Source organism: Bacillus sp. EB106-04-02-XG92 (assembly GCF_058791995.1).
In genome coordinates this window covers 327,608-344,451 of sequence record NZ_JBYTEA010000005.1, presented here as the reverse complement: position 1 = coordinate 344,451, position 16,844 = coordinate 327,608, and the positions used below count along the sequence as shown (strand labels likewise).

The following is a 16,844-nucleotide window of genomic DNA, read 5'->3' as shown; positions in this document are numbered from 1 at the left end:
TTGTTTTTTTTATTATAGAAACTTTTAAGATAAAACTCACATATTATATGAAAAAGGTAATATGAGGAGTGAATTTGTTTTGACAGAGTATATTTCATCACAAGAAGATTGTGCACCTGAAAATAGTGTCCATATTGATTGTTTTGGTGCAGTTCCAAACTCGGGAAATGATAGTTCAACAGCGATTCAACAAGCGATTGAATACTGTGTATCAAATCGGATTTCTACGGTTAGAATTACAGGCGTAAATACGTACAAAATTGTAAAGCCGATTGTTATTAAATCAAACGTAAGATTAGAGCTTGATCCTACTGTTACGTTGCAAATTGATGGAGATTTTAATGCGTTTGAACTGCAACAAAATGCGTCTATAACAGGTGGTACAGTTCAAGTTATAAATCCACTGTTTCAATCCGCAGTTATTTATGTTTCCGGTTCGCAACAAATAGAAGTTCCTAATCACTCTCTTATATCAAATATAAATATAATAAATGCAACGTCGTCATATAAAGGAAAGGCTATACACTTTTATTGTCAAAAAGCATGGGATTATATTAGTTTCTTTCAAGTTAACTTTATTCAAATTAAAAACTTTCAAACTGCAATACATTTGAAGACAGAATATATAGATGATATAAATACACCTTGCTGGATTAACGCAAATGTATTTCAATCTATATTTATTGATGGATGTCAGTATGGGATTGAAGTAGATGGAAATAGTGATTTGCCAAATGAAAGTTCAGGCAATATATTTCATGATATTCAAGTACAATGTAGACAGCAAACGAAAAAAGTAATTCGTTGTACGGGTGCCTATAATACATTTGATTGTATGATTTGGGATACGTACCGGATGAGTAGCGAACCGATTGTCATTGAATTTTCTTCTAATTCGCATCGCAACTACCTTTTTTCGAATTTACTTTCCACAACTATTGTCGATAAAGGACAATATAATGTTTGTAAGTCTACCTATGAAGAATCTCTTCGGGTTCAGTTACCAATTACGTTAAATAAACCACATTTAATAGGGAACCAAGATGATATATTAGTAAATGCTCAGCAGAAGTATACTGTTAAGCAAGTAAGTGGGAAATTACCTTACGGGGGGAATCTTGCAAATTGTTTTAATTTAATAGATGAACAAAGTGTAAACTATATCGATGTTCTAGATAGTAATCCAGTTGTGATTGAACTAGATTTTACGAAGAATCCAATCAAAATGTTGAATTGTTTTGGCATGTATTTTGGATGGGGAGAGAGCCCGAAGAAAATTAAAATTGAATATGCATTAAGTGCAACTGGAAATTGGGTTGTTGCATCGGATGTTCCATTAAATGTAGGCGATACAATTATATCGAATATGAAGGCGAGTCAACTATATAAAGTAAGAATTACACTCAGTGGTTACGTTCAAGACCATAAACGTTTTCGAATTAATCGTATGTTTGCGAGGTCTTCTATGGAGAATGGGAATGCTTGGTTAGCGACAACTGGTGGAAGAATGTTTGGAGATATTGAAATAGAAGCAAGTAAAGGTATCGTCATGAAGACTGCTAGTGGAGCGAAATGGAAAGTCACTATAAATGAGGCTGGCCAACTTGTTACGACGAAAATAACTTGAGATGATGCTTAATTGTATATCATTGGACGAGTTACAACGTAGTGCGATAAAGGTAATGAAAAAGAGATTGTAGTTTGGTTGAAACCAAACTACAATCTCTTTTTTGTTTCATTTAACTCCACCAAATCCAAGTCCAAAGGTAATTTCGTACATTTCCAGGAGTAATGCGTATGAAGCGTTCACCGTCAAAGAAGCAATTGAAATTTGGAAGTGTTTCATCTGGATTTTCTGGAACAAAGGTGACGATGTTTTCGTTACTTGTAACCGTTACTGTAATTGGTGGATCGGTAGGTGAGACTTGAAGTTGTAATGAAATATTAGCTGTATTTTTAAATTCATTATTAACAGGTGGACTTATTACTTGTACTGTGAATAACACGATAATTGTTTCGTTCGGTTCTAAATTAGTAGCGACTAGGAAACCGATATTCGGATTCGCTAGTGGAGAGCGCTCCCCATTAATAAAGACAGTGCCATTCATAAATTGTAAACCTGCTGGAATGGTATCTTGTAACGAAATATTTGAAAGTGAAATGTCAGAAGTATTCGTAATGCGCACCGTATAATCAAAATATTGGTTTAAATAAGCTGAGCTGACAGAAGCGTTTTTTACTACTGTCGCAGTTATAAATTGTACTGGTATACGAACGATATTTGAATTAACTATAAAAGTAATAATTGGGTCCTGTGGTGTCAATTGGAAGGCAGCTGTGACGGAAGCGGAATTGATAATTGTACTGTTTGAAGGGATAGACGTGACGAGAACTTTAAAGGTTATCGTTGCTACTCCATCTGCAGGTAAAGCGCCAATATTAATACCAGTGTCTGGACGAACATTTGGAACCGGAGTCCCGTTAATTGTTACGCTATTTTCTATAAATGTTGTACCAGCTGGAATATTGTCTAGGACGGAAGTATTGATTGTAGGAATTGGTGAATGATTTATCACTTCTAATGTGAAAGTGATGGTGTCGCCTGACGCTACAATAGATTTATCAGCTGTTTTTTCAATGCTAACCATCGGGTCAACTACTGTTGTTGTAACGGTATTTGTTTGCTTTGTAACGGTATTTATTTGCCTTGTAATCGTAATAGGTGGTTCGATTGGACCAACAATAGACGTATAGGAAATAGTTGCATCGTTATTGATTGTAGATTGAAGAGTAGAAGAAGATATTATCACTTGGAATGTAATAATAACAGATTCATTAGGAGCAAGGTTTCCTAACGTAATACCATTTTCAGGATTTTCATTAGGTTGATTGATTCCGTTAATCGTAACACTACCAATAACGAATGTCGTATCTACTGGTGCTGTGTCTACTAGAAGAAGATCTTCAATAGTGATATTACCATTATTCGTAATGGTAATGGTGTACGTTAAAGTTTGACCAGGCAAGGCGCTCGTGAAATCAACAGCTTTTATTGCAACGACATTATCATTTTGGACAGTTGTAGTGACAGTATTTGTTGTAGTTGTATTTGTAACAGGTACGTTATTTGGGTTGACTATATAGTTAAAGGTAGTAATGGCTTGGTTGCTTAGTTCATTTGGTGTTGGGATAGAAGTTACAGAAACTTGGAATGAAGCACTAGCGTTTCCGTCAACGGTTATAGGACCAATTGGTATACCGCTTACTGGATTGACTCCCGGAAGATTTTCTCCGTTTACAATGACACTATTTTCTATAAATGTAGTACCTTGAGGAATCCTATCTTGAATGATTACATCATTTACTGCAACATTACCAGTTTGATTGAGTGTAATTGTATATGTTAACGTGTCACCGACTGTTGCAAATGCAAGGTCAACAGCTTTATTACTATTCAAAGTCGCATGATTAATTGTTGTTAAAGCAGCTGATGAAAGAATAGTTTCGGTAATAGGTGGTCGATCTGGTAACGTGTATTGGTATTCAATTGTACTCGTGTTAGAGATTGGATTTGTTTGCGGAATTGAAGTAACCCGTACTTGGAATAGAATAGTTGCTGTTGTATTGGGCGGAATGTTGTCAATTTGTATACCGTTAAGTGGATTGTCATTTGGACGAGAATTTCCATTTACAATAACACTATTCTCTATAAAGCTCGTATTTGCTGGGACGATATCTGTAACGATAATGTTTTCTACTTGTATATTCCCATTGTTTGTGATGGAAATTGTGTAAGGGATAATTGTTTGTAGGTCAGCATATTGGATAGGTGTTGTTTTTATAGCGAGTACATTAGCAGAAATAACTTCAGTGAAGGTAATATTACTAGTGGATATTTGTTCCTCGCCATTAATTGTATAACGAGAAGTTGATTGGTTTTGGATACGACTGCTAGCTGGAAGAGATACCACAGTAACGGAAAACGTGACTGGGATAGAAGCGTTAGGAGCAATCGTTCCTACAAGTATACCAGTACTTGGATTCGCGTTAAGCTGAGGGATATTATTTACTAAAACACTACCGTCTATAAAGGTTGTTCCATCAGGGATATTGTCTGTAAATACAACAGAAGTAGCATCCGTATTTCCTATATTCGTTAAAGTTGTTGTATAAGTTAAAATGTCACTAATTGCTACAGAGGTCAAATCAACAGTTTTCAGTGAAATGATATCAGCGTCATTAATTTGAACGAAAGTAGTATTGGAAGTAGTAGATTTTTGAATAGGTGCGAAGTCAGGGTTGAAAATAAAGTCGTAGACGATGTTTGCAGTATTAGGTGTTGGGTTTACAGCAGGTAAATTCGTAACGGAAACTTGGAACGTTATTGTAGTTACTTGACCTGACGCAATATTAGGAATAGAAAAGCCGATATTTGGATCTGCTGCAGGAATTACAGTGTTGTTAACTATTACACTTCCTGGAATAAATACTGTTCCATCTTCTATAGTATCTGTAAAAAAGATGGAGTTAGTTGTAGTGGATCCGTTATTTTGAATGAGTACTGTATATTCAATAGTTTCATCAATATTAGCTAATACTGTATTAGCGGATTTTGTAGCGATAAGAATGGCATCAATAAATTGTATATTTGTAGTATTGGAAGATGTCGTTTCTGAAATTGGTGGTAAGCTTGGGTCTGGCTGATATTCATAGTGGATGATGGCGATATTATTAATGTTATTTTGAGAAGGTGTAGAGACTACATTTACTTGGAATGTAACGATAATTGTATTGTTTGGAAGGATAATATCAAGGGTGATTCCGGTAATTGGATTTTCGTTAGGTCTCGGTATGCCATCTACAAGAATGCTATTTGGAACGAATGTGGTGCCAGCAGCAATGGCGTCAATTAGAAGAGTATTTGTAATAGGTACTGTACCATCATTTGTAACTGCGACTGTATATGTGATAATTTGACCGATGCGTGTAATAGATCTGTTAGCGGATTTAATTGCACTAACATTTGCCGTCCGCACTTCAGTATTTACTGCATTTGATAACGATCTACGCTGAATAATTGGGGAACTAGGGTCAATTTGGTATTCATACGAAGTGTCTGAAATGTTAGTGACTGTATTGCCCTCTGGTATGCTTGTGAGTTGTACTTGGAATGAAATAGTGACTGTTTCATTTGGTTGTATCGTGCCGAGAGTTACACCATTTTCAGGGCTCGCACCAGGCTGCATCACATTATTTATTGATAAGCTATCTTCAATGAATATAGTACCTTCTGGAATGTTGTCAATGAACACCGTATTGTTAGCTGGAACAGTTCCTATATTTTGTAGTGTATTTGTGTACGTAATATTTTGCCCGATGGCTACGAAAGTAACGTCTGCTTGTTTAACAGAAATAATATTTGCATTTTGAAGTGATGTTGTTATGATATTAGAATTTGCAGTGCGATTCACTGGTGGAGCTGTAGGAATACTTACATATTGGTAATTTACAGATGATTGATTTACAATTTCGGTTTCAGTTGGTGGGTTATTCGTTTGTACTTGAAATAGTATTGTGTTGGAACTGTTTGGTGAAATCGTTCCAATTGGTATTCCGTTTTCTGGATTTACACCAGGCTGAAGTACACCGTTAATTGTGACACTGTCTGGAACGAATGTAGTCCCAGCTGGAATAGCATCTGTAAAAGTAATATTTATTGCGTCAACATTGCCGATATTTTTCACTTCAGAAATATAAAGTATAGTTCCGCCAATATCTACAGTTATTGGATTGGACGTTTTTGTAACTGTCAATTGTGCTAGAACGAAATTTGTAATGACGATATTACTTGTAGATGTTTCAGTAATAGGCGGTTGTCCTGGGTCTGGTTGAATTGTATATGTTGTATTAGATTGATTTGTAATCGATTGTTGCGAGGATGAATCGTTAATTAGAATTTGGAATGAAATCAGGTGAGTAGCATTTGCTACTAGGTTAGGCAAAGTAACACCTGCATTTGGCTTTGCACCAAGTATAGCTGTTCCGTTAAGTGTAAAACTATTTTCTACGAATGTAGTCCCTTCTGGAATCGTATCTGAAAATAATAGATTAGTAGCTGGAATATTTCCGGTATTTTCTAGTGTTATCGTATAGGTCAAAATATCCCCTGTTGTCGCTTGTTGTGCATTGACTGCTTTTAAAGAAAGAACATTCGCATCCGAAATTTGTGTGAAAGCTGGATTAGACGTAATTGTTCGAGAGATGATAGGAGCAGTTGGATCGGCGATAAAAGTATAGTCAATACGAGCTATATTAGAAATTGGATTGACGCTTGGAATGGATTGAACGATAACTTGGAATGTGACGGTGACGATTTCTGAAGGTGCAATGGCGTTTAAGGGGATTCCTACGTTTGGATCGGCACCTGGGGCTGAAACGCCATTAATGGTCACGCTATTCGGAATAAATGCAGTTCCTTCTGGGACCAAATCTGTTAAAGTAACTGTATTTGCAGTTGTATTCCCGTTATTTTGAATGACTACAGTGTAAGTGATTGTACCGTCAGTAGATTGTACGAGGGAATCTGTATTTTTAATTATAGATAGTGATGCATCAACGACAGCTGTATTTACCGTATTAGATGAAGATGTTGCTGTAACTGGAGGTTGACTTGGGTCGACAATATACGTGTAACTTGTAAGTGCTTGATTTATAATTGCTCCTTGCGGTGGAATAGAACTTGCAAGAAATTGGAACATAATCGTAGCAGAATCACCTGGTGCGATAATGCCAACTGGAATACCGAGAGTTGGACTTGCATCTGGAAGTGAAATTCCGTTAAGCGTAACACTATTTGGAACAAATAATGCCCCTTCAGGAACGCCGTTAATGAGTAATACAGAATTTGCAGGGAAGTTTCCAGTATTCGTTAATGTTGCTGTATACGTAATGATATCTCCAGTAGATACGATTGTACGATTTGCTTCTAAAACAGTTATAACAGTCGCGTTATTAATTTGTGTGGAAGCACTATTAGAATTTATTGTGCCTGTAACGGGAGGAGAAGCCGGATTAACTATGAATTCGTATTGAATAGATGCAACGTTTGTAATTGGGTTCGAAGGTGGAGTAGATGTAACTATGACTTGGAAAGTAACAGTTAAGGAACTACCGGTGTTCACGGTTCCGATATTCACTCCGCTATTTGGATTTGCACCTGGAAGGGTATTTCCATTTACAGTAAAACTATTTTCTACAAAAGTTGTTCCTGCTGGAATCGTATCTGAGAAATTTACATTCGTAGCGTTTGTATTACCGCTATTTTGAATTAAAACTGTATAAGTGATCGTATCGCCAATATTCGCAAAGGCAGTATTAGCAGTTTTTACAGCTGAAAGTATTGCTGAATTAATAGAAGTAACGAAGACGTTCGTTTCCACATTTCCAGGTTGAGCCTGTAATGCATTTCCTACGTTATATTGGAAGTTTACAAATCCTAAGTTTTGGAGCTCTGGTGTGAATGTTGTTGGGTTACTTACAATTTGAACTTGGAATACAATTGTTACAGTTTGATTTGGAATGATCGTATTTATGCCAATACCGTCAATGATAGAAGCGGATGGTAACGGAGTGCCATCAACAATAACTGATCCTGCAACAAATTGTGTCCACAATGGTATCGGGTCTGAGAAAATAACGTTATTGGCAGGAATATTTCCAGTATTCGTGATCGTAGTTGTATACGTAATCGTATCACCAATCGTTGCAAAAGCTTTATCTCCAATTTTAGTAGTAGTTAAAATAGCACTTTCAATTGTTGTTGTAACACTATTTGAAGTAATGTTTTTTGAAACAGGAGGATTAGCTGGATTAACGATATGCTGGAAGCTAACGCTAGCTTGATTAGAAATTGGATTTATAGGCGGAATTTCATCGGCACTAATATGAAATGCTACAATGACAGATTCGTTTGGCGCAATATCACCAATTGGAATGCCTGTAATTAGGTCTGCATTTGGGATGGTAGTTCCATTGAGTGTAAAACTATTCGGTTCAAAGGAAGTTCCGTCTGGAATCATATCGGTAAAAATAACATTCGTCGCACTAACATTTCCGCTATTTGTAATCGTAACGGAGTAGATAATATCTTGCCCAATATCTACTGTTGCTACATTTGAATTTTTTTGTGCAGTAAGGATAGCGCTATTAATTTGTGTCGTCGTTGTATTAGATTGATTAGAAGCTGAAATGAACGGCTGATCTGAATCAACAATATAACGGTAATTGGTAAGAGCTGAATTAGAAATAGGATTGTTGCTTGGTAGGGTTGAAACAGTGGCTTGGAATGTGACAATTGATGTGCTTCCACCATTAATGGAACCGATATTTACACCAGTAGATAAATCAGCATTTGGAATAGTTTGCCCATTAACTGTGAAACTGTTTGGAACGAAACTTAAATTGCTATCAAGTACATCGATAACGGTAACATCAGTTGCAGCCACATTCCCTGTATTAGGAAGGTTAAGTGTAAATGTTATTGTATTACCAACGTCCGCAAAAGCAAGATTTGCTGTTTTTGTACTAATAATAGTTGCGTTGTTTATTTGAAGAAGCGTCGTATTAGAATTAGCTGTGCTTGAAACGGGAGGATTAACAGGATCAACAGTAAATTCATACGTCGTTGATGCTGTATTGGGTGCTGGGTTACTAGGAGGGATATTGTCCACGGTAACTTGAAAAACGATACTATATATTTCATTTGGTGGAAGTGTTACAAGTAATACACCGGTATTTGGATTCGCGTCAGGTTGTAAAACACCATCAACAGTTAATGTGTTAGGAACAAATGTGAGTCCACTCGGTAATACATCCGTGAATACAATATTCGTCGCATCCGTATTTCCTATATTCGAAATAGAAGTAGTATAAAAAGCAGTTTGCCCAATATCTGCAAAGGAGACACTTTCATTTTTCGTCATGGATAATATAGCTTCGTTAATTTGCGTTGAAACAGGATTACTAATTGAAGTTTCTGCATCAGGCGGTGAGACCAATTGATACGATGTTGATGAGAAATTTACAATTGGGTTTTCGGTTGGTAATGACGCCACGTTTACTTGGAATGAAACATTTACTGTAGACCCAGCTGTTATAGGTCCAATATTTACACCGTTCGATGGATCCGCTCCACTTTGAGGAACCCCGTTAATAGAAAATGAGTTTGCAATAAATGTAGTTCCGCTCGGCAGTGTATCTGAGAAAATAACATTTTGTGCGGATGAGTTTCCATTGTTTGTTAAAGTGACAGTATAGGTGAGTGTGTCGCCAATACGACTAAAGGATTTATCGACTTGTTTTAATGAAAGAATGGTAGCTGTGTTAATTGTAGTGAACACTGTGTTTGAAGTAACATTCCTTGAAACAATAGGGGCATTAGGATCAGAGATAAATGTGTAAGAAGCACTAGCGGAATTGGCAATAGGATTTTGAACAGGAGTAGAAGTAGCGGTAACTTGAAATGTTATTGCTATTGAGCTGTTAGGAGCAATCGATCCAATTGTTATGCCTGTATTAGGATTAAGCCCAATTTGTGTGATGCCATCAATTGTAACGCTATCAGTAATAAACGTTGTACCATCTGGTATAAGGTCAGTGAACGTAATATTCGTCGCGTTTGTATTACCGCTATTCGTTAAAATTGTCGTATAGGTAATGGTATCACCTAGCGTTACAAGTGTTTGATCGACTGATTTAGTCATCGTAATCATAGCATCTAATACAGGATTTGTAACAATATTCGTTGAAGTAGAAGTAGTAGCAGGAGCTCCGTTTGGATCAACAGTATAAGAGTATAAAATCGTATCGTTACCCATAATCGAGCTTGAAGGGGGAACAGAAATAACATTTACTTGGAAAGTAACAGTTACTGTTTCACCTGGAGCGATATTTGGTATAGTTACTCCAAGTGCTGGCTGTGCACCAAGCTGTTGGCTTCCATTTATTGTGACCGAATCTGGTACGAAAGTAGTACTAGGAGGAATGGCACTTGTAAAAGTTATATTTGTAGCTGGTGTATTTCCTGTATTCGTAATAGTCGTTGTATACGTAAGTGTATCCCCGACGGAAATAACCGATTTATCAACAGTTTTTGTTGTAGTTAATATTGCGCTATTAATGGTCGTTGAAACCGTATTTGATATAGTTGTTTGTAATACAGAAGGTTGGCTAGGATCAACCACATGTTCAAATTGTACGGAACTAAAATTAGAAATTGGATTTATACTTGGAATATTTGTAACAAGAACATTGAGAGTAATAACGGTCGTTCCACTTGGATTTATATTTCCAATCTGTATTCCGTTCTCAGGATTTCCAATTTGCTGTGTACCAGAATCATTTGTTAAAGTTCCGGAAATAAATGTTGTTCCTTCAGGTAAAATATCCGTAAAAATTATATTTTGTGAAGTGACATTTCCAGGATTACTTAATGTAATTGTATAAGAAATTGTATCGCCAATCGTAGCGAAAGTTTTATCTACAGATTTGATTGCCACAACTTCCCCAGAATTTATTTGTGTCGAAACAGAATTAGATGTCGTACTTCGTGAAACAAGTGGTAAATTAGGTCCTGTCATAAATTGATAATCAATGAAAGCACCGTTTACAACTGGTGAATTTGGCCCTCCAGGTCCGATTGTAAAAATAGGATTTGGAATACTAACTACTTGCACGCGGAAGGTAACGTTTATAAAATCTCCTGCAATAATATCCCCAATTGGTATCCCGTTTGCTGGATTTACTCCAGGTAATAAAACCCCGCCTACTCGAACGCTATCTTCTATGAATACTGTATTATTTGGAATCGAATCTGTAAACATGATATTCGTAGCAGTCGTGTTTCCTATATTCTCTAATAAAACTGTATACGTTAAAAATGAATTTCCAGGTGCGATGTCAGAAAATAGTCGATCCACACTTTTCGTTGCTTGGATAATTGCTTCGTTAATTTGCACTAAAGTTGGATTACTAGTAGCTGTTTCTGTCACTGGTGGCTGGTTAGGATCAACAATGATAGAGTATGTTGTGCTAGATTGGTTCAATGTTGGATTTGTAGCTGGTATTGAGCCAACGATAGCTTGAAAGCTAATGGTTGTTGTTCCTCCAACTGGAATGGGGTCTAAAGAAATCCCGCTATCTGGTCTAAATCCAAGTTGTGGGATAGTGTTAATTTGTACGCTATCAGGAACGAATGAAAGTTCAGGTGGTAATATATCGATAAAAACAGGTGTGTTTGCGTTAGTATTTCCGCTATTAATGAGCGTAGTTGTATACGTAATTGTATCTCCAACAGCAGCAAAAGCACTGCTTGCAGTTTTTGTTGCGATAACGGAAGCAGTATTTACTTGTGTAAAAGTTGTATTGGATTGAACTGTTCGTGAAACAGGCGACTCATTTATATCAACAATAAAGCTATATTGAAGCGATGATTGATTCGGAATGGGATTAGGATTTGGAAGAGTTGTAATATTCACTTGAAAACTAAGTGTAACCGATGCATTTGAATTCAAGTTACCAATAGTAATACCGTTTTGTGGATTTGCATTCGGGATTGTTACACCATTTATCTTAAAGCTATTTGGGACAAAGGCGGTACCATTTGGAATGGAATCTGTAAATACAACGTTGTTAGCGGTAGTATTTCCTGTGTTTGTAACAACTGAAGTGAATGTAATTGTATCTTCAATTGTAGCAAAAGTTGTACTAGCATTTTTATTTATTACTAAAGTAGCATCAACAATCGGTGTAACTGTCGTGTTTGTAACGATACTACCAACAGCTGGTGTTTCAGTTGGATTCACTGCATATTCATAGTTTACAAGAGCGTTATTCGTTAAAGTTCCACTAGGTGGAATAGCGAGGATTTTCACTTGGAATGTAAGGAAAGTAGTGCCTCCTGGTGAAATATCGTCTAAATGAATACCTAATGAAGGATCTAATCCAGGTTGTGAAACGTTATTTATTGTAACGGAATTTGGGATGAAGGATGCACCTGGTCCGAGTCCATCTGTTAAAACTGTAGCACTAGCAGGGATATTTCCTGTGTTCGTAACTGCAATTGTATAAGTAACGATATCTCCAATTGCAGCATTCGGTGTGTTCACTGACTTCGTAGCGATAATCGTAGCGTTGTTAATTTGAGTTGTTATTACATTACTTGATGCATTGGCGGATGCTGGAGGTAAGTTCGGGTCTACGACATATTGGTACGTTGTGTTACTTTGGTTCGGGATTGGATTCGGATTCGGGATGGAGTTTACTTGCACCTGGAACGAAATTATCGTATTTGCATTCGGATTTATAGGATCAATTGCTATTCCATTCGTTGGATTTACATTAGGCAGTATATTCCCATTTATTGTTACACTATTTGGAATAAAAGACGTCCCGCTTGGAATAGCATCTGTAAATACTATATTTGATGCAGGTGTATTCCCGTTATTCGTTAAAGTAGTCGTGTACGTAATAATATCATTTATGTTAGCAAACTGTTTATCTGCAGATTTTGTAGCGACAATTGAGGCGTTATTAATAGTTGTTTGTACAGTGTTAGAAGCAACCATCTGCATGACGGTTGGTTTGGATGGATCATATGTGTATTGGAATGTAGTGCTTGATTGATTCGTAATTGGATTTACCGCAGGAATAGTTGGTACAAAAACTTGGAATGAAACAGTACGTGATGAATTCGCTCCAATTGTACCAATTAAAATGCCGTTAGCAGGATTTGCATTAGCTATAGGGACACCGTTAATCGTTACAGTATTAGGAAGGAAGGTGGTACCAGCTGGAATGATATCTGTAAACGTTACATTAGAGGCGGGGATATTGCCGCTATTCGTTAAAATTGTTGCATAAGTTATGACATCGCCAACATCAGCGAAATTTGTACTTGTTAGTTTCGTAGCGACAATATTAGCAGTATTAATTTGTGTAGCTACAATATTGCTAATAGCGTTCCTGACAACAGCAGGTAAATTTGGATCTGCGATAAAGCTATATTGAAGTGCAGCACTGTTTTGAACTGGATTTGGTGAAGGTAAACTATTTGCACTAATTTGGAAAACAATTGTTGTAATGCCGCCTGCTGGAATCGTACCAACTTGAAGGCCGGCACTTGGATCCGCACCTAGCTGTAAAGCACCTCCTATAAAAATACTATTTGGTACGAGAGTCGTACCAGGTGGAAGTATATCGGTAACGACTACATTATCTGCTGGAGTATTTCCTGGGTTAGCTAAGGCAATTGTATATGTGATTGGTTGCCCAACATCAGCGATAGTTAAATCTACATCCTTGAAAATAATTACATTTGCTAAATTAATTTGTGTACTTACAGTATTACTTAAAGATGTTTCTATCGTTGGTGGATCTCCTGGGTTCAAAATAAAGCTATACTGTGTACTAGATGAATTTATTGTTGGATTTTGTGTTGGTAAAGAGGTGACAGTTACTTGATAAGAGACGGTAAGTGAGCCGTTAGCAGGAATAGAAGGTAACGGAACACCGACATTTGGATCGACGTTATTTTGGAGTACACCATTAATAAGGAAAGTATTTGGGATAAAGGTAGTACCGTCTGGATTCGTATCAACAAAAGTAGGACCATCAGCGGAAACACTTCCTGCATTCGCCAAAGTAACGGTATAAGTTAATACATCCCCAACAGTAGCAAATGCTCGATCCACTGTTTTTGCTGAAATGACATTTGCGTCATTTACTTGAGTAAATGTAGTGGTTGAAGTTGTGTTCTTACTTACAGGGGAAGCATTTGGATCCACGATAAAGTTATAGGAAATAGAAGCACTATTTGAAATAGGGTTTGGATTTGGGATGCTAGTTATTAATACTTGGAATGAAGCTGTAATTGTAGTATTAGCATTGATGCTACCGATATTGATGCTAGCTGGTGTAACACCTGGCTGAGCAACATTGTTAACTATAACACTGTCTGGCACAAAGGCAGTACCATTCGCAATGGAATCGGATAGTACTACATTGTTCGCCGCAACATTTCCATCGTTTGTAAGAGCAAAGGTATAAGTTAATATGTTACCAACTTCTGCAAACGTTTTATTTACAGACTTAGTAGCTTGAAGGTTTGCTAGTCTAATTGTTGATGTAACAGAATTAGAATTTGCTGTTTTTGAAGTTGGTGGCACACTTGGATTTACAGTATATAAATAAGAAGCGAAAGCATTATTCATGATAGGATTTTGTGCGGTAATATTAATGACTGTTACTTGGAAAGAAAGAGTAAAAGTAGCTCCGCCAGGAATTGTGCCGATAGGTAAAGCAACGAGAGAATCTACATTTTGTAAAACTCCGTTTAGTGTTATAGTACCAGGAGTTAATATCGTTCCGTTTGGAAGTGGATCTGTTAGTTGCACATTAGTAGCAGCTGTATTTCCGCTGTTTGTAATAAGGATCGTATAACTGATTGTGTCGCCAATTGTAGCAAATTGTTTATTTGTTGATTTTGTTAAAGTTAAATTTGCATTGTTAATTTGAGTGGAAACGAGATTCGAAGAAATGTTTTTCGTAACAGGTGATTGGCTAGGATTGACGGTATATTGATAAGAAGCGCTTGAACCATTAGATACGACACTCGACGCTGGAATTGTATTTACTACTACTTGAAATGAAACGTTTTTTGTTGTACCAGTTGGGATAGATCCTATATTCACACCAGTAGCGGGATTTGCGCCAACTTGTGTCGTGCCATCTATTGTTAAACTGTTGAGAACAAAAGTTGTACCAGTAGGAATGATATCTGTAAAAATAACATTGTTTGCATTCGTATTACCTGTACCTGTAAAGGAAACGGTGTAAGTTAATGTATCACCAATATCTGCAAAATTTTTATCTACTGCTTTTGCCATAGTTACAGTAGCGTTATTCACTTGAGTAGATACAATATTGGTCGTATCAGTCCCACTTACTGCTGGTTGATTTGGTACAGGGATGTATTGATATGTTGTTGTGCCACTATTTAATATTGGATTTGTTTGGGGGATGGACGGAACGAATACTTGAAATGAAATAGTAGTAGTGGAATTTGCGGCAATAGATCCAATTGATATACCAGTAGCGGGATTTGCGCCAGCTTGCGTAACGCCGTTAATAGTTACACTTCCCGGAATGAAAGTAGTCCCGCTAGGAATCGGATCCGTATATATAACGTTCGTTGCGGCGATATTTCCTATATTAGCTAAGGCGATACTGTAAGTTAACGTTTCACCAATATCAGTAAAAAGTTTGTTAACTGATTTTGTTCCATTAATATCTGCGAGGTTAATTTGTGTTCCAGCAGAGTTGCTTGTTGCAAGACCGTTAAAAGTAGTTCCACCGGCAATTGGTGTATATTGAAATGTAATATTCGCAGTGTTAGAAATTGGATTTTGATTTGGAAGAGAAACGACAGTTGCTTGGAAAGTTACTGTACGAGAAGCATTGTTATTAATTGTTCCAAGAGATATACCAGCAGCCGGGTTTGCATTTGTTTGAGGTACGTTATCTACCGTTACAGTGCCAGGTATGAAGGAAGTGCCGTTAGGGAGTATGTCTGTAAAAGTAACGTTATTAGCAGGTAGAAGGCCGGTGTTAGGGATAGTAACGGTATAAGTGAGGACATCTCCAATTGCTGCTACGCTTTTATTCACGCTTTTCGTTGCTTGTATGTTTGGTGAGTTTATATTAATTTGTAACCCGACTGTATTTAACATATATGCATCTCCGTTAGTTGTTAAACGGATTGCAGCTGAGACTTGGGAATTTGTTAAATAAGGAGAAATATCAATAGAAGTAATGTCCCAACCTTGCCGGCCTGCGGAGATATTTGTGCTTGTAGCGGCACTTTGATTTCGCGTTCCAAATGTCCCAGTTGTATCTAAGTTTCCTGCAGCATTATTTACTTGAGAACCGAAGAAGTTATTTACAGCATTATTTGGCCCAGATAAAGCATTTAATGAACTGAAATTTGGTCCAAATAGCGCTTGATCCCCTGTTATATCTGCATCTCCTTCAATAGAACTTAAAAATAATCTCCCGCTTACAGGTCCTCCTGAAGGTGTTAAGAATCCAGAAACAGCTACATCTGCACTACCAGTATCAGCAGAAACACGGTTTCCAGCTACGTAAATTGTTAAGTTTCTTGCTGGTAATGTCCCGTTTTGATAAGCGACGATAAGCGTCCATCCAGCTGAATTAATTGTTCCATTAGAAGCATCTATAGGATCTACAAGTCCAGGGACAGCTCCCGTAGTATAAGAACCAGAGCCTCCAGCTTGAATAAGGGTTGTTACGTCTGCTGAACGCGTGTAAAAGCCAAATGTAATAGAATTTGAAACGAAAGTTTGATTTGAAGCTGTAACAGCTGAAGGAGTAATCGAGTATGTTGAAACCGGTGTTGTAAAAGAAACTGGGTTTCCTAATACACTCGTAATGTTTTGATCACGAGATAAATAGTTCCCACCCCAAACGAGTTCTGCGTAAAGAATCGTACTACCAGCAGGTATATTTAAAAGAGCGGTAGAACTATTTTGTGTATAGTTTAATGTCGTACCAGCAGGAAAAGTAGGTACTTGTAAAGCAGTATTCGTAGTTGCGAATGCACCAATTGCTCCGATTGTACCAGCACGGTTTTGATTACTAATTTTACTTAAGCCTAAAGTATTTCCTGTAATTGCGAGTGCGCCGTTAGTGGTGGTAGAAAATCGATTCGTAATGGGCATGTTGTCACCTCATTTCCAATATAGTCTTGGTCAAAATAGGATATGTGTGTG

The 16,844-nt window shown here is 37.1% G+C and carries 2 protein-coding genes; one reads left to right on the top strand and one right to left on the bottom strand.

Going from position 1 to position 16,844, the window contains the following annotated elements:
* Nucleotides 1–79 precede the first annotated feature (79 nt).
* A complete protein-coding gene (locus AC3WVA_RS15540) occupies nt 80–1,627 on the top strand; it encodes a glycoside hydrolase family protein (protein ID WP_141539555.1) in 1,548 nt (515 codons plus the stop codon).
* 112 nt (nt 1,628–1,739) lie between these two features.
* Here AC3WVA_RS15540 and AC3WVA_RS15535 read toward each other — a convergent pair whose 3' ends face one another.
* Complete coding sequence (locus AC3WVA_RS15535; protein ID WP_492322024.1) at nt 1,740–16,793, bottom strand: DUF7507 domain-containing protein; 15,054 nt, start codon at nt 16,791–16,793, stop codon at nt 1,740–1,742.
* Nucleotides 16,794–16,844 lie beyond the last annotated feature (51 nt).